Source organism: Acinetobacter sp. GFQ9D191M, assembly GCF_011174875.1.
Classification (GTDB): Bacteria; Pseudomonadota; Gammaproteobacteria; order Pseudomonadales; family Moraxellaceae; genus Acinetobacter.
In genome coordinates this window covers 115,239-139,143 of the sequence record NZ_JAALGV010000022.1, presented here as the reverse complement: position 1 = coordinate 139,143, position 23,905 = coordinate 115,239, and the positions used below count along the sequence as shown (strand labels likewise).

At 42.2% G+C, this 23,905-nt stretch carries 21 protein-coding genes and 1 pseudogene; 10 read left to right on the top strand and 12 right to left on the bottom strand.

Annotated elements, in window-relative coordinates; all coding sequences use genetic code 11:
- The first annotated feature begins 309 nt into the window (after nucleotides 1-309).
- Both G5T77_RS04705 and G5T77_RS04700 read left to right on the top strand, forming a co-directional pair.
- Nucleotides 310-1,752, top strand: coding sequence for an aldehyde dehydrogenase family protein (locus G5T77_RS04705; protein WP_166135045.1), 1,443 nt, complete (start codon nucleotides 310-312; stop codon nucleotides 1,750-1,752).
- 92 nt (nucleotides 1,753-1,844) lie between these two features.
- The gene (locus G5T77_RS04700) at nucleotides 1,845-2,507 is read left to right on the top strand and encodes an SOS response-associated peptidase family protein (RefSeq protein ID WP_004783965.1); all 663 of its coding nucleotides are present in this window, start codon (nucleotides 1,845-1,847) and stop codon (nucleotides 2,505-2,507) included.
- An 82-nt stretch (nucleotides 2,508-2,589) separates the two neighbouring features.
- Here G5T77_RS04700 and G5T77_RS04695 read toward each other — a convergent pair whose 3' ends face one another.
- Complete coding sequence (locus tag G5T77_RS04695) at nucleotides 2,590-3,054, bottom strand: MarR family winged helix-turn-helix transcriptional regulator (RefSeq protein WP_004783963.1); 465 nt, start codon at nucleotides 3,052-3,054, stop codon at nucleotides 2,590-2,592.
- A 637-nt stretch (nucleotides 3,055-3,691) separates the two neighbouring features.
- Nucleotides 3,692-4,654, bottom strand: coding sequence for an IS30 family transposase (locus G5T77_RS04690; RefSeq protein ID WP_005095842.1), 963 nt, complete (start codon nucleotides 4,652-4,654; stop codon nucleotides 3,692-3,694).
- Between the two features lie 439 nt (nucleotides 4,655-5,093).
- Here G5T77_RS04690 and G5T77_RS04685 point away from each other — a divergent pair, with 439 nt between their 5' ends.
- On the top strand, nucleotides 5,094-6,617 hold the full coding sequence (locus G5T77_RS04685) for a TerC family protein (RefSeq protein ID WP_004783960.1): 1,524 nt from the start codon (nucleotides 5,094-5,096) through the stop codon (nucleotides 6,615-6,617).
- Between the two features lie 476 nt (nucleotides 6,618-7,093).
- Here G5T77_RS04685 and thiM read toward each other — a convergent pair whose 3' ends face one another.
- From thiM to G5T77_RS04670, 3 genes are all read right to left on the bottom strand, one after another.
- On the bottom strand, nucleotides 7,094-7,927 hold the full coding sequence (gene thiM, locus G5T77_RS04680; RefSeq protein ID WP_166135031.1) for a hydroxyethylthiazole kinase: 834 nt from the start codon (nucleotides 7,925-7,927) through the stop codon (nucleotides 7,094-7,096).
- Between the two features lie 39 nt (nucleotides 7,928-7,966).
- Nucleotides 7,967-9,127 (bottom strand): hypothetical protein, encoded by a 1,161-nt coding sequence (locus G5T77_RS04675; RefSeq protein ID WP_166135028.1) that lies wholly within the window; start codon nucleotides 9,125-9,127, stop codon nucleotides 7,967-7,969.
- Nucleotides 9,128-9,296: 169 nt separating this feature from the next.
- The gene (locus G5T77_RS04670; RefSeq protein WP_166135025.1) at nucleotides 9,297-9,554 is read right to left on the bottom strand and encodes a hypothetical protein; all 258 of its coding nucleotides are present in this window, start codon (nucleotides 9,552-9,554) and stop codon (nucleotides 9,297-9,299) included.
- Between the two features lie 681 nt (nucleotides 9,555-10,235).
- On the opposite strand from G5T77_RS04670, the gene pepN reads away from it, so the two are divergent.
- Together pepN and G5T77_RS04660 are read left to right on the top strand one after the other, a co-directional pair.
- The gene (gene pepN / locus G5T77_RS04665; RefSeq protein ID WP_166135022.1) at nucleotides 10,236-12,845 is read left to right on the top strand and encodes an aminopeptidase N; all 2,610 of its coding nucleotides are present in this window, start codon (nucleotides 10,236-10,238) and stop codon (nucleotides 12,843-12,845) included.
- 209 nt (nucleotides 12,846-13,054) lie between these two features.
- Nucleotides 13,055-13,264, top strand: a complete 210-nt coding sequence (locus tag G5T77_RS04660) for a hypothetical protein (RefSeq protein ID WP_004783945.1) — start codon at nucleotides 13,055-13,057, stop codon at nucleotides 13,262-13,264.
- Nucleotides 13,265-13,305: 41 nt separating this feature from the next.
- Here the strand turns inward: G5T77_RS04660 and G5T77_RS04655 are convergent, their stop codons facing one another.
- Nucleotides 13,306-13,752: a universal stress protein gene (locus G5T77_RS04655; protein ID WP_104425970.1), complete on the bottom strand. Its 447-nt coding sequence runs from the start codon at nucleotides 13,750-13,752 to the stop codon at nucleotides 13,306-13,308.
- A 125-nt stretch (nucleotides 13,753-13,877) separates the two neighbouring features.
- Nucleotides 13,878-14,321 carry a universal stress protein gene (locus G5T77_RS04650; RefSeq protein ID WP_125279008.1) on the bottom strand — a complete coding sequence of 148 codons (444 nt, stop codon included), beginning with the start codon at nucleotides 14,319-14,321 and terminating at the stop codon, nucleotides 13,878-13,880.
- 53 nt (nucleotides 14,322-14,374) lie between these two features.
- Between G5T77_RS04650 and G5T77_RS04645 the strand changes: the two genes are divergently transcribed.
- From G5T77_RS04645 to G5T77_RS04635, 3 genes and pseudogenes are all read left to right on the top strand, one after another.
- Nucleotides 14,375-14,518: a hypothetical protein gene (locus G5T77_RS04645; RefSeq protein WP_166135019.1), complete on the top strand. Its 144-nt coding sequence runs from the start codon at nucleotides 14,375-14,377 to the stop codon at nucleotides 14,516-14,518.
- A 78-nt stretch (nucleotides 14,519-14,596) separates the two neighbouring features.
- Nucleotides 14,597-15,601 carry an alpha/beta hydrolase gene (locus G5T77_RS04640; protein WP_166135016.1) on the top strand — a complete coding sequence of 335 codons (1,005 nt, stop codon included), beginning with the start codon at nucleotides 14,597-14,599 and terminating at the stop codon, nucleotides 15,599-15,601.
- Between the two features lie 66 nt (nucleotides 15,602-15,667).
- Nucleotides 15,668-16,049: pseudogene (locus G5T77_RS04635) on the top strand (SMR family transporter).
- A gap of 17 nt (nucleotides 16,050-16,066) precedes the next feature.
- Here the strand turns inward: G5T77_RS04635 and G5T77_RS04630 are convergent.
- From G5T77_RS04630 to G5T77_RS04615, 4 genes are all read right to left on the bottom strand, one after another.
- Complete coding sequence (locus tag G5T77_RS04630; RefSeq protein WP_166135063.1) at nucleotides 16,067-17,242, bottom strand: benzoate/H(+) symporter BenE family transporter; 1,176 nt, start codon at nucleotides 17,240-17,242, stop codon at nucleotides 16,067-16,069.
- Nucleotides 17,243-17,352: 110 nt separating this feature from the next.
- Nucleotides 17,353-18,012 carry a leucine efflux protein LeuE gene (gene leuE / locus G5T77_RS04625; RefSeq protein ID WP_159124305.1) on the bottom strand — a complete coding sequence of 220 codons (660 nt, stop codon included), beginning with the start codon at nucleotides 18,010-18,012 and terminating at the stop codon, nucleotides 17,353-17,355.
- An 82-nt stretch (nucleotides 18,013-18,094) separates the two neighbouring features.
- Nucleotides 18,095-19,066, bottom strand: a complete 972-nt coding sequence (tal, locus tag G5T77_RS04620) for a transaldolase (protein ID WP_166135013.1) — start codon at nucleotides 19,064-19,066, stop codon at nucleotides 18,095-18,097.
- 89 nt (nucleotides 19,067-19,155) lie between these two features.
- Nucleotides 19,156-20,046: a LysR family transcriptional regulator gene (locus G5T77_RS04615; protein ID WP_166135010.1), complete on the bottom strand. Its 891-nt coding sequence runs from the start codon at nucleotides 20,044-20,046 to the stop codon at nucleotides 19,156-19,158.
- Nucleotides 20,047-20,140: 94 nt separating this feature from the next.
- On the opposite strand from G5T77_RS04615, the gene aceI reads away from it, so the two are divergent.
- The gene (gene aceI, locus G5T77_RS04610) at nucleotides 20,141-20,572 is read left to right on the top strand and encodes a chlorhexidine efflux PACE transporter AceI (protein ID WP_166135007.1); all 432 of its coding nucleotides are present in this window, start codon (nucleotides 20,141-20,143) and stop codon (nucleotides 20,570-20,572) included.
- Between the two features lie 96 nt (nucleotides 20,573-20,668).
- Here aceI and G5T77_RS04605 read toward each other — a convergent pair whose 3' ends face one another.
- The gene (locus G5T77_RS04605; RefSeq protein WP_166135004.1) at nucleotides 20,669-22,186 is read right to left on the bottom strand and encodes an acetyl-CoA C-acetyltransferase; all 1,518 of its coding nucleotides are present in this window, start codon (nucleotides 22,184-22,186) and stop codon (nucleotides 20,669-20,671) included.
- A gap of 240 nt (nucleotides 22,187-22,426) precedes the next feature.
- Between G5T77_RS04605 and G5T77_RS04600 the strand changes: the two genes are divergently transcribed.
- Nucleotides 22,427-23,818 (top strand): 3-oxoacyl-ACP reductase, encoded by a 1,392-nt coding sequence (locus tag G5T77_RS04600; protein ID WP_004783922.1) that lies wholly within the window; start codon nucleotides 22,427-22,429, stop codon nucleotides 23,816-23,818.
- Nucleotides 23,819-23,905: the final 87 nt, after the last annotated feature.

The following is a 23,905-nucleotide window of genomic DNA, read 5'->3' as shown; positions in this document are numbered from 1 at the left end:
TAAACAGTAGCTTTATATCTGCCAGTCGCTATTCGTATGAGCGTTTACAGTTCCTCATGCTGGGTAGCTGTAGAGCTTTGGATAGTGTATTTAAGACTCAGTTTAATTCGCAATTTTTAATTTCTAAGAATCGTATTTTGGCTGATGTACTGGAAGATTTAAACTGCGATAAAAGAGAATCATGCATCAGTAAGTTCCACTTACTTATAAAGCTAAAGATAAAAGCGTAACAATTCGTCGCTGTCACTTCCATCCTGAAATGGCTCTGCTAAAGTAAAAGCAAATCAATAAATTGCAGGGAAGAACAGCATGGCATATCAAAATTTGGATCAGCAGTTTATTGCGGGTCAGTGGCAACCCGGCCGTTCCCAGAAAATGATTCAGAATTTGAATCCCTACACCCAGGATACGATCTTTACTTTGCAGGCGGCCAGTACTGCAGATGTGGATGCGGCTTATGCTGCAGCTGATAAAGCCTTTCAGCAGGGTGCTATTAAATCAGTTGAGTTAAGACAGCAAATCCTGCAAAAACTACAACAGGTGATTCAGGCACGCCAAGATGAAATTATTGACTGGTTAATTCTTGAGTCTGGAAGTACCCGTTTTAAAGCGGGTCTGGAAGTTGGCGCTGCTTTATCCATTATTCAGGAAAGTCAGAAATTTCCGGAGCAGATCAAGACTGAACAGCTGGAGAGCAAAGATCCCCAACGTAAAAGTCTGGTACTGCGTAAACCCTTGGGTGTGATTGGTGTCATTAGCCCATGGAATTTTCCATTTCATTTATCCATGCGTTCGGTAGCAACAGCGATTGCCTGTGGAAATAGTGTGGTACTCAAGCCAGCAAGTGATACACCAGTGACAGGTGGAACCTTATTAGGCAAATTGTTTGAAGAAGCTGGTTTACCCGCAGGTGTGCTCAATGTGATTTCAGGTGCAGGCAGTGAAATCGGTGATTATTTTGTCGAACATCCGATTCCAAAAATGATCTCATTCACGGGCTCTACTGAAGTCGGACAGAATGTAGGAAGTAAAGCCTTAGCCAGCCCTCGAATTAAACGTCTGGCGCTGGAACTGGGCGGAAATGCGCCACTGGTGATTCTGGATGATGCTGATCTTGAGCTGGCAGTAGAACTGACAATCATGGGACGCTTTATGCATCAGGGGCAAATCTGTATGAGCACCAATCGGGTCATTGTCGATGCGTCTATTCATGATGCCTATGTGGAAAAACTTTTAGAGCGAGTGAAAACTGTTGCTGTGGGTGATCCAAATCTAGAAGAGACCATCATTGGGCCGATCATCAATCAGAGTCAGATCAAAAAACATCAGCAGATTATTCAAAGTGCAAAAGAGCAGGGTGCAGAGCTGGTATACGAAGGGGGGATAGAAGGTAATCTGGTCTATCCACATATCTTTACTGGGGTAGCACCTGAATCTCCACTGGCTCAGGAAGAAAGTTTTGGACCGATTCTGCCAGTACTGAAAGCTCGTGATGAAGCACATGCCTTAAAGCTGGCCAATGATACCCGTTTTGGCTTATCTAGTGCGGTTTGTACCTCGAATATTGAACGTGGTATTAGTTTTACAGAACAGCTGGATATCGGTATGACTCATATCAATGGTATTAGTGTGGCAGATCAGGCTAATGCTCCGTTTGGGGGAGAGAAAAACTCTGGGCTTGGGCGTTTTAATGGACGCTGGATTTTTGAGGAATTCACCCGTACTCACTGGCTGACTGTACCCAGTGAATAATATTAAATGATAGAAACTTATCCATAATCCATACAGGTTTAAGCTTGGCATCAAGCTATAATCAGAACATCAAGTGATCTGTCTGATTAAGCATGTGTGCCAACTTTAAGCCTTTAACTTCACAGCAAATACATGATCTGGGCTTGCCGGAAATTCCCTTTGAATATCCGGAAGAAGTCTATCCGAATTATGCTACCCCCTTGTTATTTCAATCTGATCAAGGTCTGGAATGGCGCTCGGTTAACTTTGGCTTTATTCCCAAATGGGCAGAGGATAAAACGATTGGGACAAAAACCTACAATGCCAGAAATGAAACTTTGCTGCAAAAACCAACCTTTGCAGAAGCGACAGCCAAATGCAAGTTTGGGGTGATTCCCGTCTCGGAATTTTATGAGTCAAAGTATTTTGATAATAAACCACAGCGCTGGGGCGTCAGGCGTAAAGATGGAAAAGCGACCTTTATTGCGGCACTGTATGAAATTGCTCGGGTGCAGGATGAAATCGTACGTTCGGCTAGTATGATTACGATGGATGCAATAGACCATCCCATGATGAAAGAGTTTCATGAGCCGGGGAATATTAAACGTTCAGTTATTGTGATTCCGCACGAACGTTTACATGAATGGCTGAATCTCACGCAACCGGATATTCGCAGCTTTGTACAGGGATTTCCAGTAGAGGAGTTCGAATGTTCACATGTACCAAAAGAAAGAATCAAAAAAGCCAGTCCACAGCTGAACTTTTTTGATTCCTAAAACCTAGAAAGCAATGGCGGATCGTTAATTATTATAAAAGGTGTTATTGATCTCGCCAGCTAAATTCAAAATTGAAAAATACTTAACGAGCCAAATTTTTAAAGATATGGCGTAAGCTTTCCATGGTTTTTTCAATTTGTAATGGGGTTAGCCCTTCAAATGACTGTTCCAGTACAACATTGGTCAGGTCATTAATTTTATGTGTCATTTCCATTCCTTTTTCAGTCAGCGCGACACGGGTAATACGAGCATCGTCTTCACAGGAATAGGTTTCAACCAGACCTTCATCTTTTAAGCGATAAACGATCTTGGTGGTTGTCGACATTTTAGATACGACCATTTCTGACAGGTCAGAAACGCTGGCATGTGGTTTGGCTTTAAGAGCAAGCAAGATACGGCGACGTGAATTATCGACACCATACTTTTTAAGTGCATGATCTACATTTAGGACATATTGGGCATGAACTTGAGTCACCCAGTAGTATGGAAAGTTTTCTAAATTAAAGTCTTCTGCACAAGGTAAAAATTTTGCATATTTTTTAGTCATGAAATGTTCCTTTTATTTATTTTTCTAGGGCACTGACATTTTATGTAAAAGTTTATACATGTTTCAACCTTTATTTTTAAAATGTTAACGAGATTGCATTTGTTAGATCTTCTTAACACCAAAAAAATCAGGTGATTTACGTGTTGTAGATCAATCGGGGCAAATTGTAACTGTCTTTATCCAGATGAATGGCATTGATATGACATGCAAATCTTAAGACTCCAGATTAAATTTAGAGTCTGAATAAGAACTAGATTGGCAAACCATATGGATAAATGGCCGACCTGCGCATATATTACTTTTGGTGAGTATGCGGAAATACAATTCAAAATCGATGCTGTTTAAATGAATGCTCTGATACATTTTTTAATCTGTAGCACGACGCAGATTCGGATTTCTCAAATCTGATCGAAAGCTAGAGCGAGTACATTTAAGTTGGTCACCCATCGAATAAAACCGTTTTGGATGAGAAACTTATGCATCTTTTTGATCCCACGACTAACTATTTATAACGTGTATGAACTATTTTAATAAAAAAATCCATATTTAAAATATGTCTTTAGATAAGTGGATTTAATGGACTTAGTCGGATAGTGGATGATTCAATATTTTATGATGCATGATTAGATAGGCGGATTCAAGCGGCAAGTGCAACAGTATAAAAACCAGCCATAACTTCACTAGGCGTATACCAACCTAGTGTTTTTCTAGGACGATGGTTGAGTGCAAATTCTATCTGCTCTATTTGTTCGTTTGACACGTCATCAAACGATGATGATTTTGGCAGATATTGCCGGATTAAACCATTCGTATTTTCATTCCTTGCTCGTTGAATAGACTTGTAAGGATCAGCAAAATACGTATCTATGCCGGCATCAGTGATTCTTTTGTGTTCGGCAAATTCCTTACCATTATCAAAAGTAACACTATAAGCATGGCTCATCCGTAAACGATCTAATGCACAAGTAATCGTTTGAGAGGATGCTCTCGTTGGCCCTAAATGAACAATATGTACGTACAAGCTCTTTCGATCAACGAGAGTTAATAAAGCACCTTTATGATGTTTACCAATTACAGTGTCACCTTCGAAATCTCCTAAACGTTGTCGTTGATCAATGACCTGGTCTCGGCAATGAATACTTGTTTTATCAATGATTTGCCCCCTACGATCCGTGTTTTTGTAACCTCGTTTTCGATATTTCTTCTGATGCCTTAAATGTAGGTGGAGTTTACCGCCTTTTGATTTATCTTCATAAATGTACTGGTAAATCCACTCATGTGAAGGTACATCCAGCCAACCGCGTTGTGTTAAAGCGCCTAAAATTTGTTCTGGTGACCAGTCCAAGCCAATCAAGTAATCAATATAAGCGAAGGCAAATGCTGTCATGGGTGATGAAGGACGGTACCGTCTTTGACTTGCAAATTTCGCTGCCTGTTGAGCTCTATATCCACGTTGCCCAGTATTTCTTTTTAATTCACGGTAGATGGTTGATCGTGAACGCCCTAACTCCCGAGCAAGGCTAGCGATTGAACTTTTACTTTTCAAAGTAGCATAAATTTCGTATCTTTCATCTTGAGAAAGTTGGGTGTATTTCTTCATTGTGTGCTTTCCAATTGCGAGTTGAAAAAGTCCAATGATTCTATGAATACACCTAACTTTTTCAACTAACTACAAATGTGTCGCACTTGAGATTTGAATCTGCGATATGAATATTAAGAGAAACAGTAATTTATATCTCAGGCTTCTATCAGTTAGATTTAATGCGCTTAGGGTCAAAAAGAAGCCTAAATTTTCTTTAATTTGTAATGAGTTATGTAGAACATAACAGATTCAGGCCAATGATTTGAAAATTAAAAGATTTTAGAATGAGGAGAGGCAAAGCGGTGCAACAGTTTTTCATAAATTTTATTGTTCAAAAATCATAAGTTTATGCATAATAGATACATCTTAAGTCGAAAAGGTTAAATTAAATGGATCCCTCGCCGTGCGTTGATCTTCCATATTCGTTGCTTACATACTCAAATGGGATGGTGTTCTAATGGAATTTTTATTAGATCCCGGAATTTGGGTTGGTTTAATTACTCTTATTATTCTCGAAATCGTTTTAGGTATTGATAACCTAGTCTTTATTGCCATTCTGGCTGAGAAACTTCCCCCTGAACAGCGTGATAAGGCCCGTGTGATCGGTCTATCCTTAGCCTTGCTGATGCGTTTAGGTCTGTTGTTCGCGATCTCTTGGTTAGTCACCTTGACTCAACCGCTTATTCAATTATTTAACTGGACTTTCTCTGGACGGGATTTGATTCTGCTCTTTGGTGGTTTATTCCTGCTCTATAAAGCCGTTACCGAACTTCATGAAAAAATTGAAGGTAAGCCTGAAATACAGGTCACGACCAAGGTGGCATATGCGGGCTTTACAGCAGTTGTGGCCCAGATTGTCATTTTGGATGCCGTATTTTCACTGGACTCGGTGATTACCGCCGTAGGTATGGTTGATAATATCTATGTCATGATGGCGGCCATGATTATCGCGATGGCCGTGATGTTATTGGCGTCTAAACCATTGACTAACTTTGTGAATCGTCATCCTACGGTCGTGATTCTATGTTTGAGCTTCCTGTTACTGATCGGGATCAGCCTGATGGCAGAAGGTTTTGGTTTCCATATTCCGAAAGGCTACATCTATTCTGGTATTGGCGTTGCAATTGCAGTTGAAGCCTTTAACCAGTTTAGTCAGCGCAATGCTGCGAAACATGAAGCCAAGATTCCGTTGCGTCATCGCACTGCTAACAGTATTCTCCAACTGATGGGCGCTAAGCTTGAAACCACCAGTACTACTCAGCATGAAGCACAGGAAACCTTTGCGGATGAAGAACGCTATATGATTGGCGGGGTATTGACCTTGGCAGAGCGTTCTGTAGCATCGATCATGACCCCACGAAGTCAGATTTCCTGGGTCGATCTGGAGGATAGTCCGGAACAAATCCGTGAAAAAATCCTGTCTGTACCCCACAGCCTGTTTCCGGTTTGTCGGGGCAGTCTGGATAAGGTGATTACCATCGTTCGTGCCAAAGAGCTGTTAGATGTACTGGATGAACCGGAAGAGTTAAAAGCTTTGATCAAGCGTCATCGCCCTATCTATATCTTTGAAAGAATGAAGGTGATTGACGCGATTAATACCTTACGTACCTCAAAAGGCTCTCTGGTGCTGGTGAGCGATGAATTTGGTCATGTACAAGGTCTGATTTCACCGCTAGATGTGTTTGAGGCAATTGCCGGTGAATTCCCGGATGCCGATGAGCAGCTGGATCTGGTCAAAGTTGATGATACACACTGGATTGCATCTGGTATGCTGGATTTGTACCAATTAGAACTTGAGCTCGGTATGCTGGATCTGATTGATGAAGATGCAGGCTATATCAGTGTTGCCGGTCTGATTCTGGATAAAACCAATAGTGTGGTCGAGGTAGGCACTGAACTGAACTACCAAGGTATTCAATTCAAGGTAATGGAAATCGAAAATAACCGGATTAAGTCGGTGAGTATCCATTATCAGGGTTAATCGCCTGTCTTGATTATTTTTTGAGTCAGTTGCTTAAGGGCAACTGACTCTTTTATTGAATATTATTTATGACTTAGATATTAATGCTCACCTAAGCTTATTCTTCAGGCTAAATGGAGTATTGAATATTTCGGAAGCCAAGAATGCGTAATAGGTTTTACAGGTTTAGAAGTAATAAATCTTACTGAAGTATCAAAATCCAGACATACTTTATTTAGAATTATTAAACAAATTTAAATAAAGTTTAAAAATAAGTGTGAATTTGACTAAGTGGTAAAATATATATTTCACGTAATTTTGAAAGATATTAGTCAAATTCGAGATACAAAAGCTCATCCAAAGCTTACACAATACTCAGCTTGAGCGCTTGAAAAATTATTTTTGCCAGATTAGGGCTGAATTTAATTATCTAAAAAATAAGTTGAATAGTGTAATAGGGTGTTCCATGTGTTCATTATAAAACACCCGACTGATGCTTAATCCGCCAAAATCCGAAAGTCTGCATATTGACGGATCGTTTCTATATTCAATTGATGGATCTCATCGGTAAATGCAGCATTAAACTGGCCTAAGGTCGGTGCTTTGGCAAAAGCCAATTGACCGGCGATTGCAAAATGAACATGAGCAGAGAGCGCTGCGATCGCAGGAGAACTTACTGCACTATACGCTGCAATCAGGGCCCCTAGGGCACATCCAGTTGCTGTGACGCGCGGCTGTAAATATGAACCGCCTAAAACCTGAATCACCGGATAATCTCTGGAAATGATGTAATCAGACTCACCTGAAATAGCGATACATTCACATTGTTCCAGTAAGGCCTGCGCCTGTAGATAGACTTCTGAGCTATCGACAGTGCTATTGACGCCTTTGGACTCAATATTTTTCCCTGCCAAAGCACCAATTTCTGAAGCATTCCCCCGTAAAATTGTGGGTTGATAGGTCATGAGCTGATCCACAACACCTGAACGCCAATGCAGTACATTTCCATAACCAACAGGATCTAGTACCCATGACTTTTGAATGCTGTGTGCTGTTTTCGCAGCAATCTGCATTGCCTCGACCTGTTCAGTAGTCGGTGTTCCCAAATTTAAACTGAGTGCCCCGGCAATTTTGACAAAGCTCTCTGCTTCAAAAGGATTATCAATCATAGCGGGCGAAGCATTCGCAGCCAGCAAGATATTGGCCACATAATTGCTGGCCACCGCATTGGTCATCACATGCACCAAGGGTTGCTGCTCTTGAAGCAATGACCAGGCTTCACAGATCTGATCGAAAAGAGTATTTTGTAATTGTTGCACGGAAGTATTCATCATCCTGATCTTTCAAATATGAATAGAGCTGCTAAATGCTTAGCGGGTAAAATAATGGTCTTGATGTTTGCAGTTACGGCATAACAGGCTGACATAATCGCTGGCATCATATTCAACAGTAAGCTCTTGTGAGCCGCAATGCATACAGCGTTTTTGTGAATAAAATTTCAGGCGTGGTTCAATCTTTTGCCATGAACGCCAGACCGGTTGGAAGAAAATATTTTCATCATAACCCAGGAAACGAAAAAACAGGATGCTGCTCATTTTGCTCAAAGGCAATTGTGGTGGACGAGGCAGAATAGAGGTTTCCCATTTTTCATTCACTGAACGTTCCCGATATTGCTGTAGAGTCTTTTTCAGTAAATTGGTATTAATGAAATTTTCATTTCGTGGTTTTAAAGCTTTCTGCTGATACAGATATTCGAGGGCCGATTGCACGAGATAATAAATCTGTCCCACAGCCAAAACATCGAGCAGGCGATAGCAAAAGGTCTGAAAACTTTGATTGCCCGCAATCTGGATACCCCAGCTACGGCAATAGAACTGTGCGAATTGAATGACTTCCTGATACAGCAGACAATACAGTGCATCTTTGACTTCATCCGCACTTTTAAAAGGTACGCCTTTGCTCAGATTTTCATAGAACCAGTAACGCAATTGCTGGGTAATACTAAACAGGCTTGGCTCAGAATAGCCATCCAGACGTACATTAATATAGTACTGCTGATTCTCTTGTTGAATATCTCTAGGAACTAGAATCTGGTCTTTCAGCAGATTTTTGACCAGACCATGCTGATACAGGTAATTCGGGCTGATGGAATAATATTTAATGGCATGCCAGTCAATATATTCCTGATGCTGGCTATGTTCCTGAACCTGTTCATCCAGAATCGAGAGCAGAAACAGTTTATTAATAAAGCTGAGCTGATTGAGCTCATATTCATGCCGATCCTGTTTTTTATGAAATTTCCGGTTTTCCTGTAAACGGACTTCTTTCAGCATACGTTTACGCTGAGCCAGACACTGATCGCAATAACAGTTATGTTTCTGGTCGGTATAGAGCTGATGCTGGCAGTGGCTGCATTCATGATAAGTAATGTCCTGATCATACTGTTCTGCCTCGATCCAGTACATGGAGGCCTTACATAACGGGCACTGCGTACTTTCATCAAGCTGTTTTTGCAGAACGTTGAATACCATGATTGCGCACAACTCCAGAATAAAGAGAAACTGCGATTATACACAGCTCATCAAAGTCACGCGTCATTTGAGAATATTTTTAATGCAGCAGATTTTCAGGAGAAGAGAGCCTTTAAACGAACAGAGCTACCGAAGTAGCCCTGTATTCAAGAAAACTGGATCATCGTTTTTAAACAGGGCATGGTAATGTTTCGTCTTCCTCTCCCTGATGTTTCGCTTGAATCAACGCCTGCACTTTTTTGGATGGAACCTTTTTGGCACCAAGTGCATCATAAGTATTCAGAATCGCACTGACCTCATGCGCTTGTAGCTGAACGCCCTCAGAACTCATAAACAGGGCAATGACTTTATGATCAATATTGGCCTGATCCAGAACCTGAAGTATTTTAAGATTTTCAATCCGTACCACATGCTGTTTTAAATACATAGCTCACCTCAATTTCTTTGTTGTCGTTATTTTTGGAGTCTTTGCGCTTGGAGAAAACACACTTAAACTGTAGCAAAAACTATGCTCATTTTTTAATCAATATTTCGGAATTGCTATTAATCATAAATTATATATTTTTAAATCAAGCACATAAGAAAATGTAAAAAAATATGATATTAGCCGAAAACTTGGCATATATCTTTCTTTGAATCCTGCCATTGCTGTTGGGTGATGCAAAATGCATTCAAACTGGTGCATGTCATTTGTGCATTTAAAATGAAATTTGGAACGCAGATTAACCAGAACTTAATCTTTTAGAAGTCAGGTTTTGCAGCGCCCAGCATCTAAATTAGATATAAGGTTGTCCTGAACCCAGGCAGTAATTTTTCATATTGGAATAATACTTTGCATGTGCAGGAATCATGCATAGAGGAATCATACAGTGCAGATGAAAGCTTTTTTTATTTTATCTTTAAGTTGTTTTAGAGATGGGGATTTTAGATATCGGGCAAATATAAGGCGATTATCGTATATTTTGATGTAGCTCAATTGAAAAGATCAGTAATTATTCCCATATACAATACAAATGAAACGCACAGACAGGTTCAAGATCAAGGCGTATGATCAATGCATTGACAATCTTTTGCCTTAGAAGCTGTGCAAAAAGGATCAGGACATTATATGAATATCGCGGCGAATCCGGTGATCGAAGCAGATCAAACCATTTATTTAAAAGACTATCAAAAACCTTCTTTTGTTGTAGATTCAATCGACCTGAATATTCAAGTCTATGACGATCATACGCTGGTCAGCAGCAAACTGGAGATGCAGCGTCAAACAGCAGGTGATCTGGTATTGCTTGGTCGTGACCTGGAACTGCAATCAATCCAGTTAAATGGTCAGCCACTAAATGCATCAGATTATATTCTAGATGCTGAGCAACTGGTGATTAGCAATGCTCCAGATCAGGCGACTATTGAAACAGTGGTCAAGATTCATCCAGAAAGCAATACCATGCTGGAAGGTCTGTATCAGGCCAGTTCAGATCTGTTCGTGACTCAAAATGAGCCGGAAGGTTTCCGTAAAATTACGTTCTATCCAGACCGCCCAGATGTATTGTCTGTATTTACCACTCGTGTTGAAGCTGACAAAAAGTATCCGGTTCTACTGGCTAACGGTAACCTAATCGAAACCGGCGAAGTGGATAAAAACCGTCACTATGCGCTTTGGCAGGATCCGACCAAGAAACCGAGCTATTTATTTGCCTGCGTAATCGGTGATCTGGCAGTGATGAAAGATCGCTATACCACATCAGAGGGTCGTGATGTGGCACTGGAAATCTATGCTGAAGAAAAAGACATTCCAAAATGCAAAATCGCGATGGAAGCTTTAAAGCATTCCATGCGTTGGGATGAAGAGCATTATGGTCTGCCATATGATCTCGACAATTACATGATCGTAGCAACCAGCGCATTTAACATGGGTGCGATGGAAAATAAAGGCTTGAATATCTTCAATACCTCATGCGTATTGGCTGATGAAGAATATACAACTGATGCTGCCATCATGCGTGTGCAATCAGTGATTGCCCATGAATATTTGCATAACTGGACAGGTAACCGGATTACTTGCCGTGACTGGTTCCAGCTATGTCTGAAAGAAGGTTTGACTGTATTCCGTGATCAGTCTTTCTCGGAAGATCTACAGTCTGCTGCCGTACAGCGTATTGATGATGTGGCAGTACTAAAAGCGCATCAGTTCCCGGAAGATTCTGGTCCTTTATCGCATCCACCGCGACCGGATCATTTTGTAGAAATTAATAACTTCTATACGGCGACCGTGTATGAAAAAGGTGCGGAAATTAACCGTATGATGGCGACTTTGCTCGGTAAAGAAAAATTCCGTCAAGGTACAGATGAATATTTCCGCCGTCATGATGGTCAGGCCGTAACGGTTGAAGACTGGGTAGCTGCCTTGACTGCCGGTTCAGGGGTAGATCTATCAAACTTCCTGACTTGGTATAACCAGCCAGGTACACCGAAACTGGTCGCTAAAGGTGAGTATGATGCAGATACACAAACTTATCGTCTTCGCTTTAAGCAAAGTCTGAAAGCTCATCCGAAATATCCGAATCTGAAAGCTGTTCCGATTCCAGTGGCTTTGGCTTTGTTTGATGCGGCTACAGGCGAGCAGCTGAGCCTGCACACTGATGCCTTATTTGAAAATGGCGTCAAAGATGGGGTGTATCTGTTTGATCAGGATGAAGCGACCATCGAGTTTAGCGGTCTAACCAGCAAGCCGGTGGTTTCTTTACTACGTAACTTCTCTGCACCCGTTGATCTGCATTTTGATTACTCTGAACAAGAACTGGCGTTCCTGTTGCAATATGAAACCAATGGTTTTAACCAGTGGCAGGCGACCCAGACTTTATTAGAACGCATTTTGTTGGATGATCAACCTTCTGAAATCTATATCGAGGCAATGCTAAATACCTTGCCTGATCTGATTCAAAAAGATCCGTTATTGGCTTCCCGTCTGTTTGATGTACCGGCTGAAGGTTACCTGGGTAGCCGTATTGATACAGACTATAATCCAGCCATGATCAAGGAAAAACGTGATGCCTTGCTGCATAAATTGGCACGTGCCTTTGGAGCAACAGCTAAAGAAATCTATCTGAGTCTGGATCCTGAGCTGCAGTCAGATTTCTCTCAGGCGATGGGTGTGCGTGCACTGAAAAATATCATGTTGATGCTGATTGCACGTCAAGGTGATGAAAGTGCATTTGAACTGGCAGAGCAGCAATACCAAAATACAGGCAATATGTCTGAACGTTTGGGTGCCTTGCGTGTGCTGGTATGGAATGATGCGCCTCAAGCCAAAGCATTCCTGGATGATTTCTATAACCGCTTTAAAGATGAAGCACTGGCACTGGATCAATGGTTCATGCTGCAAGCAGCTCATCCAAAAGCGACTGCAGAAACAATTAAAGCACTCACTGAGCATGCGGATTATGACTTGAAAGTGCCAAACCGTATCCGTGCGGTGAGTGGCGGTTTGAATGCCAATCCGGTCAATACCTGGAGCTTTGGTGTGCAGCATTATATCGAGCTGGCGAAATATCTGGATCAGAAAAACCCGATTGTCGGTTCACGTCTACTTCAGGTGCTTTCACGCTGGTATACCCTGATTGAACCACAACGCAGTGAAGTCAAAGCACAACTTGAAGCTTTAAAACCACAGGTGAAATCGAAAAATGTCTCAGAGACATTGAACAGTATGTTAAGCGTATAAGATCGTTATGTAAAAAGCCGGATCAACTGATCCGGCTTTTTATTATTGACTTATTTTAAATGGTGAATTTAAGCGCATTTAAAATACTATAATGTGAAATCAGTCACATAAAAGGTTTACAGTAAGAGGCTAGACAGGAAAGTAAAACTATACTTTTCTATTAAACATGAAGAAATCTTCAAATTGATATACTAGAGGTCTTATTCAAGATGTTAGTGAAAATCGAAGATGGTTTTTATTTAAATACTCGGCATATTATTGCGGTTCATGTCAGCAGAAATGCTGCGACTGGTCTGTTTGAAATCTCCCTTCAATATACACCGCATTCTATTCAGCAAGCTGGAGAATACAAAAAAGTATTTAATAGCCAGCTGGATGCTGAACTCTTCCTGAACGAACTGAATCAAAAAGTTCGCTAAAAAAAGCCTGCATCGCAGGCTTTTTTGTTGTCTGGGTTACGTTAAGGTCTCACAATCAATACCGGAATCTCGGACTGGGAAAGGACATTCTGTGCCACGCTGCCCAGCATCAGTTTTTGCAGACCTTTACGGCCATGTGATCCCATGATAATCAGATCGGTCGGAACTTCCTGCGCTGCCTGAAGAATTCCTTCAGAAGGTGCCATACCATGAATGATCTTGGTCGTGACTTGTGTACCATCATGCACAAAATTTGCCTTAATCTCATTTAAAAGATCCAGTGCATGTTGTTCTGCCTGCATGAAATAGTCAGTGACTGCGGGAGCAACCTTATAAAAGTCCACGCCTTTAAATGGGTCTACAGCAATAATACTGACCAATGTCACCTTACTATTAAAAGCTTTGGCCAGCTCACGGGCATGTTCAGCTGCAGCATAGGACATCGAGGATTCATCGAGTGCGACAAGAATATGTTCATAGTTTTGCATGGTGCTTCCTCATTTTTAGAATATGCAGTGAAATGATCATTTAGAAAATGGAGGTTTACTGTAGAAGGGTTCAGACAGAAACACTGCCTGAAAAAATTGCGCACCTTGAAGATGCGCAAATCAGATTATTTTTTAACGATTAACACCGGAATTTGACTGGCGCCAAGAACATCCTGTGCAAAGCTGCCCAGAATCATTTTCTGGAAGCCTTTACGGCCGTGTGAACCCATGACGATTAGATCAGCCTGGGTTTCCTCTGCAGTCTCAGCAATATGTTCGGCATTCACCAGGCCAGTCACAATGCGGGAATCTGCTTCTATACCTTCACTGCCTGCAATTGCAGTGGCTTCTTTTAGGGCATTTTTTGCATTGGCATGAGCCTGAGCAAAATACTCTTTCATAATCGTTGAACTGTAGTAGAAGTCAGCTTCAGTAAAAGGGTCTTCTGCAATCAGGCTAATCAGGGAAAGTTTACTGCCAAATGCCTTGGCAATTTTGGCTGCATGTCGAACTGCAGAAAAGGAAATATCTGAACCGTCTACTGGGACTAAAATATGTTGGTAAGCCATGATTTTTCTCCGTATGTTGTGTGTTTTTTACGCTCTGATTTATTGATAGCACAATGTACCCATGGGTGCAATTGCAAAAAGCTGAAAAATGGCAAAAAATCTTTAAATTACAGGTATTTTCACATAAATGCAGAGATTTGATGAAAGAAAAAACAGAGCAAAAAACTAGGGATTCAGGTTTTATTGATCAAAAATAACAGGATAAATGACGCTGTTTTTCTGGGGATGGTTTAAACTGCCTGAGCTTATTTTTGGGCTGATCGAGGGGGAAGGTTTTGAGGTTTTTTGCTATTCATTTATTGTTGTTCTGTTCAATTATTCTGGCAGGCTGTCAAAATACTGTACAGAACAGCCGGGTCATTGCCAGTGCTTTTAATTTGACCACAGGGATGCAGCAAAAGGTGATGGATCGCTATGCACCAGGTTCGGTCATCGTGCATCAGAATATTGTCTATGAACCGCAGCAAAAACTATCTCTGGATCTGTATCAACCACAAAATATCGAAAGTATTGGCCCTCAACCAACTATTGTGTGGATTCATGGTGGTGGCTGGATTTCTGGTTCAAAAGAACATGCCCGAGGTTATTTTAAACTTCTGGCTGCGCAAGGTTATAACGTGGTATCGGTCCAATATCAGTTTGCACCTCAAGCCATTTATCCAAGCCAGTTACATCAGATTGATCAGGCCTTGGAGTTCATTACTCAACATGCAGCCGAATACCAGATTGATGCCGAAAATTTATATCTGGCCGGAGATTCTGCCGGAGCGAATATGGCCAGCCATTATGCTGCGCTTCTAACAAATCCAGACTTCGCCAAACAATCTAATTTTCAGCCTTATCTGCAACCATCCCAGCTTAAAGGTCTGATTCTGCACTGCGGTATTTATGACCTGGAGTCATTTGCCAGTACCGCACCTGATGAAATGAAGATCGTAGAGTGGGGAGTATATAGCCTGATTCAGGCCTATACAGGGGATCGTAAAAATGATACCGAGTTTCTCAAACGTATTTCTCCAATCCAGTATATTACGCCATCTTATCCGCCAGTATTCATTAGCGGGGGCAACAAGGATTTTCTGACCGACACCCAATCCTTGCCTTTTATCAAAGCTTTAAAAGCGCAGCAGGTTCCAGTAACAGAAGTTTTTTATCCCGAATCTAAAGCTTGGCTGATTCATGAATATCAGTTCTTTATGGGCAAGAAAGAAAGTCAGCAGACTTTTATCAAGACGCTGGATTTTTTGCATCAGCTTTCGCCCCTCAACATAAACTTATAAAAAATTTATTTCTTAAGACCATAACTAAGTTTTGGTCTAGGAAAGATAAATTTGGAGAGTGAAAAAATGAATCCTGCAACTTGGGCACATCTCTTATTGGGTTTGGCTATAATTGCTGAAGTCACTGGATCTACATTTCTAGTGAAATCTGAAGGCTTTACCCGTTTGTGGCCTTCTAGTGAAATCTGAAGGCTTTACCCGTTTGTGGCCTTCTTTAGCGGTGGTTGTTTTATTCTGTATCGCGTTTTATTTGCTGTCTCAGGTGATTAAGGTGATTCCTTTAGGCATTGCTTATGCGATCTGGGCCGGTGTCGGGATCATTCTCACGGCCATTGTCGGTTATATTGTATTTAAGCAGGCGCTGGATCTTCCTGCTTTTATTGGTATTGCCCTGATTATTTCCGGTGTAGTGGTCATTAATCTGTTTTCTCAAACGGCAGGACATTAAAAGAGATAGATATAAGTCTAAGCCAGCTGAGGTTTAAGCCTAAATAGTAAATAAACCATCAAACCAAGCAGTAGGCCCCAGAAAGCGGAACCTATTCCAAAAAACTGGATATTGGATGCACTGAACAGAAAAGTCATCAGTGCGGCTTCCCGGTCATGACTGTCCTGAAAAGCCAGTGCGATGTTATGGCCAATGGTGCCAAACAGGGCAATGCCAGCCAGAACCGTAATCAGAATACCTGGAAAAGCCATCAATAAGCTGGTCAGGGTCGCAGCGAAGAAACCCATCAGGATATAAAACAGACCACAGCTCATACCCGCGATATAACGTTTAGCCGGATCAGGATGTGCCTGTGCATCCAGACTGACTGCTGCGCTAATCGCGGCAAGATTAACACTGAAACAGCCAAAGGGAGCGAGTAGTGCTTGAGTGAGGCCCGTCCAACCTAAAATCGAATTTACCTTGGGTGGATAGCCATAACTTTTAATTACAGCCAGGCCTGGTAAATATTGCGATGCCAGATTAATCACCATCAGCGGAAGAGCCAGTCCTAAAATAGCTTGCAGGCTAAATTCTGGTGTGGTCCATACAGGCTGAGCGATACTCCAGTTCAAATGGGGAAGCATAAAATCGATAAAGAACGGACAGAGTGCAATTGCAAGCAGCACGGTAATGACAATGCTATAACGGGTACTGAGCTTTTTGGAAATGAAATAAATGGCCAGTACGGTAAGCACAAAGCTCCAGGATTGTTGCAGGCTGCCAAATACCGAAATACCAAATTTAAGCAAGACACCAGCCAGCATTGCACTGGTCAGGCTTTGCGGAATAAACTGAAAAATCCGGTCAAATATTCCGAAAAATCCCAGACAGGCAATCAGGATACCGCAAATCAGAAAAGCGCCAATCGCTTCGGCCAGACTGTAATGACCTGCGGAGGCAATAATTAACGCCAGACCGGCTGTCGACCAGGCGGTGGAAATCGGATAACGATATTTCCAGGAAAGCAGCAAGCCGGAAACCCCAATACCTATACCGAGGGCCCATAACCAGGAACTGATTTGCGCTGCATTTGCACCCAGGCTTTGGGCTGCTTCAATGACCAGTACCGCGGATACGCTGATCCCAATCATGCAGGTAATAAAACCTGCCATGATGGCAGGAAAGGAGAGATCTTGTAAAAGTTTAGGCATCATCCATGACACTATTTTTAAATGCGTTTAAATCATACGCTTTTCATATATCAACACAATGTTTTTAACAATTTTTGAAAGAGCTGCTCTTGCCAGAAAGCTGCTAATTTTTAGAAGGTTGAAGTTGCCAGTTTGATTCCGAACCCGCAGAACAGAATTCCTACTGAAGCAACCCCGCCAGCGGTCAATTTATAATTCTGGTTGAAATAACTCGCGAGTTTGACCCCGGAAAAGATCAGGATTGAAAGATAGGTCATGCTGATCAGTTGCAGGATTAAAGCCAAGAGTGCAAAAGTCAGTGCCGGATAAGGGTAAACAGGATCGACAAACTGCACAAAAAACGATAAATAAAACAGAATCGCCTTAGGATTTAAAACACTGATCGTCAATGCTGTGCGAAAGGGCTGAATCGACTCGACAGTTTCAGAAGTAGCCTTTTTAATCTGAACACGTTGTGACGACTGTTTCGGAAAAAAAGTCTGATAGGCGGCAATGATCAGTTTGATCCCAAGATAACTGAGATAGACAGCACCAATAATTTTCAGGGCAATAAATAGCACGGGAAACGCATGAAGTAGAGAGGCTGCGCCTAACGCCGTACACAGGATCAGAATCAGGTCACCGGTATAAACCCCTAAGGCGCCCATATAACCGGTCTTGATGCCAAAGCGGGAGGCAATTGACATGACATAGAGGGAATTCGGCCCCGGCAGTAACACAATTAACGTTGTCCCAATGATAAAGGTCGTTAGATCTGTGATACCAAACACGAAGAACTCGCAAAAATGAAAAAAGCCGATGCGGCATTATAGCAACATCGGCTTGGAGAAATTCTATAAATTCGCTGTGAATTTAGGTGGTGCTCAAAAAACTTTCCTTTAATAAAGCCGCCAGTTGTTCACGTGCCTTGATAAAGCCATCGATACCACCTTGCAGTAATTCACTGGCCATCTGGTCCTGTTTCAGTTGCGCATCAAAATCGGCATGACTGATTGGATTCAGTTCACCTTGAGATTGAATATCTTTGGCTGAAAGTTGAGCCTGAACTTCACGCTGATCATTTTCCAGTTGTTCCAGCAAGTTTGGTGCGACAGTGAGCAGATCACAACCGCTGAGGCCCAACACCTGCTCAATACTACGGAAGCTTGCACCCATGATTTCAGTTTTAATCCCATGCGCTTTATAGAATTCATAAATGCGTTTCACTGAGAGTACGCCTGGATCTTTTTCGATCGGATACGACTCAACACCTTCCGCTTTCTTGTACCAGTCTAGAATGCGGCCGACAAAAGGTGAGATTAAAGTCACTTTGGCATCAGCGCAGGCATGGGCCTGATGCTGACCAAATAATAAGGTCAGGTTGGTATGGATACCTTCTTCTTCCAGTGCTTTCGCTGCCTGAATGCCTTCCCAAGTCGATGCGATCTTAATCAGGATGCGGTCAGAATCAATTCCATATTGATCATACAGCGCGAGTAATTCTTTAGCCTTGGCGATGGTCGCTTCAGTATCAAAAGACAGGGAAGCATCCACTTCAGTCGAAACACGACCTTCAATCAGTTTTAAAATTTCAACACCGAATTTGACGGTCAAAATATCAATCGTGCGTTCAATCAGGGCATTATTCACATAGCTTTCTTGCTGGGCTTGTTGAAAAGCAGCTTCAATCAATGCCTGATTTTCAGGTTGTTTCGCTGCTGCAGTAATCAGAGATGGATTTGTGGTTGCATCCAGAGGGCGAAATTTCTCAATTGCGCTTAAATCACTGCTATCTGCCACAATAGTCGTCAAGTTTTTTAATTGGTTTAATGCAGTTAATGTCATTACGATCTAGTTCTATGGTTATTGCTTATGCATTCTTATATATCATAAATCATCCTCTTACCAAGTAGACTGTCGTTGAATTTCTGTGATTAATGGTCGGTTTTTCGCTGCTGACGCAAGTGATTAATCAAAAAATGAGCAGCTGTACCCAGTCGAGTTTCCCGGCTCCAGACCAGATCGACAAAATATTCAAATTTTGGGGTGAAATCGAGCAGCTGCAAGATCTGTAGCTGCTCCTGCAAATGTAGCTGTTCATTGATCATTTCCAGAGGGAGTACACCCCAGCCCAAACCTTGCTGGATCATGTTACAGGCTGAATGATGATTGTCAGTGCGCCAGTAATTCCGGGAAAAGAGCAGTTCTGGCTTAATGCTACGATCACGACTGGCAACAACAATCTGTCGGTTTTGTAAAATCTGTTCATAGCTGACCTGGTGAAATTGACTTAATGGATGCTGTTTGGCCGCCACAGCAACCAGTACCTCACGCTTTAATTCTATAAACTGTTCACGGGTTTCCAGCTGTTCTCGTTCAAACATCAGCGCTAACTGCGCTGAACCTTCAAATAGCATGTGATGAGCATCTTCCTGAGGTGCGCTAAAGACATTAACTTGCAGGGCTGGAAATTCCCGTTCCAGCAAAACGATATAATCGGTCCAGCGGGTATGGAGGAGCTCAGACACCACCACAATATTTAATTCAGATTCCAGACCAGAACTGAGCGCAAGCGCATGTTGCTTCCATTGATTCATTTCAACCAAAAGCTGTTCAGTTTTTTCATATAGCACTTGCGCCTGTGCGGTGGGTTTCGGTTCACGGCCAATGCGTTCAAATAACACCAGATTAAGATCAATTTCCAGATTGGCAATGGACATGCTCACTGCAGAAGGAACTTTACCAAGTTTACGTGCAGCAGCAGAGAAGGAGCCGGTTTCCATGACCAGTTTAAACATTAGCAGCTGTTCTTGATTAATATTCATGAATTCTATCTTTCATTTTTATTGATAGATTCTAACTCGAATAATCAAATTTAAAAAAATAAAATTCTTTTATCTCCTGACTTGTTGAACGGAAATGTTAATTTCGAAAAGAAGACTGATTCATGCCACCTTATATGAAGGCATTTTATTGGTGGTGATTGCCATATTACTGAGTACGCTCATGCATATGCCGCTTGAGGTCACAGGCGCTCTCGGAATTGCGATGGCTGTCACTTCAATGTTCTGGAATATGCTGTTTAATCATTATTTTGAAAAGTTTGAAGCCAAACATTGTCTGAAAAGAACCATCAAAGTGCGGATTGCTCATGCGATTGGATTTGAGGGTGGTTTGATGCTGGCGACGATTCCGATGGTAGCTTATGCATTACAGATCGGTCTGGCGCAGGCTTTTCTTCTGGATTTGGCGATGACACTATGTATTCTGGTGTATACCTTTATCTTCCAGTGGTGCTATGATCACCTTGAGGCCAAAATGGGGCTGGAACCAGACTACCGAAAAGCTTAACTTGAGTCTTTACTAGAGTAATCCTCAAATGCTTCGCTAATAATATTGCAATAAAAAACCGCTCATAAAGAGCGGCTTTTTTATATGAGGTTTGGATTATTTTTCAATAATTGCTGTTACGCCTTGACCACCAGCTGCACAGATCGAAACCAGTACACGACCTGAACCTTTCTGGTTAATCAGTTTTGCTGCAGTTGCGATAATACGACCGCCAGTTGCTGCAAACGGGTGACCTGCAGCAAGAGAAGAACCTTTTACGTTCAGCTTGGCACGATCAATTGAACCTAGAGGAGCATCCAGACCTAAACGTTCTTTACAGAATTTTGGATCTTCCCAAGCTTTCAGCGTTGAAAGTACTTGCGATGCAAATGCTTCGTGAATTTCATAGTAGTCAAAATCTTGAAGTTTTAGACCAGCACGTTCCAGCATACGAGGAACTGCATAAGCAGGTGCCATCAACAAGCCTTCTTTCTTCTCTACGAAATCAACTGCAGCAGTTTCCTGGAAAGTCAGGTAAGCCAGTACTTCATGACCATTTGCTTTAGCCCATTCTTCAGAAGCCAATAGCACACAAGACGCACCATCAGTCAGTGGAGTAGAGTTACCCGCTGTCATGGTACGTGCATCGCCTTTACCAAAAGCAGGCTTTAGTTTCGCCAGTTTTTCAACTGAAGAATCTGGACGTAAGTTGTTGTCACGTTCAAGACCCAAGAATGGAGTCACCAGGTCATCAAAGAAACCTTCTTCATAGGCTGCTGCCATTTTCTGGTGTGAAGAAGCAGCTAACTCATCTTGCGCTTCACGGGAAATACCCCATTCCAGTGTAGTAATCGCCTGATGGTCGCCCATAGACAGACCAGTACGTGGCTCACCATTTTTTGGTGCGTCCATCAGGTCTTTCACATTGATTTTAGTCAGGGCTTTTAAACGGTCTTTCGCCGTTTTCGCAATGTTCAGCTCAAGTAATGCTTTACGTAAGCCATCACCGAAAGCGATGGGTGCATCAGAAGTCGTATCTACACCGCCTGCGATCCCCACTTCGATTTGACCTAGAGCAATCTTGTTCGCGACCAGGAAGGCCGCTTGAAGGCCAGTACCACATGCTTGCTGGATGTCATAAGCAGGGGTTTCCGGTGCAAGAGCAGTATCCAGTACACATTCACGCGTCATGTTGAAGTCGCGGCTGTGTTTCAGTACAGCACCTGCAACCACTTCACCTAAGCGTTGACCTTGAAGGTTAAAACGTTCAACCAGACCATTCAGGGCTGCTGTGAACATATCAGTATTGGATGCCGTAAAGTAAGCACCGTTAGAACGTGCAAATGGAATGCGGTTACCACCGATAATAGCAACGCGGCGAACTGTATTTTGGCTCATGTTTGGTTCCTGTTGAACAGAAGTCTGTGTTATAGATGCTGAATCTTGTTGGCTTGAAGTCGTTTTTTTGGTACGTGCAGATGTACTGCGTGTACGTGTGGTTTTAGCCGGACTTTTTTCTGCGGCATTGGCTGTATCAGGATTTTTAGTGCTACGCTTGCTACGCGTTGATGGTTTTGACACAGTTTCTGTCGCAGAGTTCTCGACTGCTGGATTATCTTGAGTTGTTTTGCTCATAAGGCTTTACCAGGCAAATAGATCGTCTTCTTGGCGGTTACATTAGCATAGAAGAAGATAGGCTGTATTGACTACAATGACATTACAGACTGCGCTTAGGTCAAGTCATCTGCCTATTATCTCAAGTATGATTGGGCAGAATCTGGTAGATCTATTGAAATATAAGTGTCTGGCATCATACTGAAGTTTAAGGATAACTTTAGATCAACCAAAAATTAATTTGTATGAGAGATAATAAACATGACTGATCAGTACCAAACTTTTGCAAAATCTCCTATTGGTAAATTTGTCATTAAAAATTTGGGTCTGCCATCCCCAACTTCTTTAGACCGTTTTGAGTCTGCTACACCAGTTGTCAAAGGTGCGGTATTGTTTGGAGCAGCACCGGCAAGTACCTTGACTGGTGCTATTGCTCAGGTTCTGGCAAATATTCATGCCAATAGTTATGCAGGTAACAATGCTGAACTGCAACAGGCTGCTGCATCGGCTGGACTGAATCTGGGTGCATTTAATCCGGGCGATAAAGAATCAAAATTCAAAGTTGTCATTTTTGATGCTTCAGGAATCGAAAATTCAGAACAGTTAAAATCACTTTATGATTTCTTTAACCCGATTGCGCGTCAAATTCAAAGTTCTGGCCGTGTCGTGATTGTGGGGACTACGCCTGAAACTGCTAAATCAGTCAGTCAGTCAATTGCTCAACGCGCACTGGAAGGTTTTGTAAAATCTGTGGGTAAAGAGTTTAAAAAGGGTATTGCAGCGAACCTGATCTATGTAGATGCCGGTGCTGAAGCAAACCTTGAGTCTGCTTTACGTTTTGCAGTTTCTCCACGTTCTGCCTATGTTTCTGGTCAGGTGATCCGTGTTTCACCTGCTGAAAAAGTGGATGTGGACTGGACTAAACCATTAGCGGGTAAAACTGCTGTAGTGACCGGTGCGAGCCGTGGTATTGGTGAAGCGATTGCTCATGTATTGGCACGTGATGGCGCACATGTTATCTGTCTGGATGTTCCGCAGCAGCAAGCGGACCTTGACCGTGTAGCCGGTGAAATTGGCGGTTCAACTTTAGCCATCGATATTACTGCTGCAGATGCAGGTGAGAAAATCAAAGCGGCAGCAGCTGAGCAAGGCGGTCTGGACATTATTGTGCACAATGCCGGTATCACCCGTGACAAGACTTTGGCCAATATGAAGCCTGAGCTATGGGATCTGGTGATTAACATCAACCTGTCTGCCATTGAACGTGTAAATGACTATTTAATCTCCAACGATGGTCTAAATGCCAATGGTCGCATTATCTGTGTATCCTCAATTTCAGGTATTGCAGGTAACCTGGGTCAAACCAACTATGCAGCGTCTAAAGCGGGTGTGATTGGTGTGGTGAAATTTACAGCACCAACCTTAAAAAATGGTATAACCATTAATGCTGTTGCACCGGGCTTTATCGAAACACAAATGACGGCTGCGATTCCATTTGCAATCCGTGAAGCAGGCCGCCGTATGAACTCAATGAGCCAAGGTGGTCTACCTGTAGATGTTGCAGAAACAATTGCCATGTTTGCTTCTACGGCTTCAACAGGTTTAAATGGCAACGTGGTTCGTGTCTGTGGTCAAAGCCTATTAGGGGCTTAATGGAATCTCTCCCGACCTCTCTTAAAGAGAGGAGAAGCCCCCTTTTAAAGGGGAATTCAGGGAGATTAAAATTCTAAAGAGAAAATT

Bases quoted from the DNA above. Each gene is read 5' to 3' on its own strand.
- G5T77_RS04690 (WP_005095842.1), bottom strand. From the start codon at position 4,654: ATGAAGAAATACACCCAACTTTCTCAAGATGAAAGATACGAAATTTAT.
- G5T77_RS04695 (WP_004783963.1), bottom strand. From the start codon at position 3,054: ATGACTAAAAAATATGCAAAATTTTTACCTTGTGCAGAAGACTTTAAT.
- G5T77_RS04645 (WP_166135019.1), top strand. From the start codon at position 14,375: ATGTACCCATGGGTGCAATTGCAAAAAGCTGAAAAATGGCAAAAAATC.
- G5T77_RS04655 (WP_104425970.1), bottom strand. From the start codon at position 13,752: ATGCAAAACTATGAACATATTCTTGTCGCACTCGATGAATCCTCGATG.
- G5T77_RS04685 (WP_004783960.1), top strand. From the start codon at position 5,094: ATGGAATTTTTATTAGATCCCGGAATTTGGGTTGGTTTAATTACTCTT.
- thiM (WP_166135031.1), bottom strand. From the start codon at position 7,927: ATGAATACTTCCGTGCAACAATTACAAAATACTCTTTTCGATCAGATC.
- G5T77_RS04675 (WP_166135028.1), bottom strand. From the start codon at position 9,127: ATGGTATTCAACGTTCTGCAAAAACAGCTTGATGAAAGTACGCAGTGC.
- G5T77_RS04705 (WP_166135045.1), top strand. From the start codon at position 310: ATGGCATATCAAAATTTGGATCAGCAGTTTATTGCGGGTCAGTGGCAA.
- G5T77_RS04650 (WP_125279008.1), bottom strand. From the start codon at position 14,321: ATGGCTTACCAACATATTTTAGTCCCAGTAGACGGTTCAGATATTTCC.
- G5T77_RS04630 (WP_166135063.1), bottom strand. From the start codon at position 17,242: ATGCCTAAACTTTTACAAGATCTCTCCTTTCCTGCCATCATGGCAGGT.
- G5T77_RS04605 (WP_166135004.1), bottom strand. From the start codon at position 22,186: ATGAGCAAAACAACTCAAGATAATCCAGCAGTCGAGAACTCTGCGACA.
- G5T77_RS04615 (WP_166135010.1), bottom strand. From the start codon at position 20,046: ATGAATATTAATCAAGAACAGCTGCTAATGTTTAAACTGGTCATGGAA.
- G5T77_RS04600 (WP_004783922.1), top strand. From the start codon at position 22,427: ATGACTGATCAGTACCAAACTTTTGCAAAATCTCCTATTGGTAAATTT.
- tal (WP_166135013.1), bottom strand. From the start codon at position 19,066: ATGACATTAACTGCATTAAACCAATTAAAAAACTTGACGACTATTGTG.
- G5T77_RS04660 (WP_004783945.1), top strand. From the start codon at position 13,055: ATGTTAGTGAAAATCGAAGATGGTTTTTATTTAAATACTCGGCATATT.
- G5T77_RS04670 (WP_166135025.1), bottom strand. From the start codon at position 9,554: ATGTATTTAAAACAGCATGTGGTACGGATTGAAAATCTTAAAATACTT.
- pepN (WP_166135022.1), top strand. From the start codon at position 10,236: ATGAATATCGCGGCGAATCCGGTGATCGAAGCAGATCAAACCATTTAT.
- G5T77_RS04700 (WP_004783965.1), top strand. From the start codon at position 1,845: ATGTGTGCCAACTTTAAGCCTTTAACTTCACAGCAAATACATGATCTG.
- aceI (WP_166135007.1), top strand. From the start codon at position 20,141: ATGTTAATTTCGAAAAGAAGACTGATTCATGCCACCTTATATGAAGGC.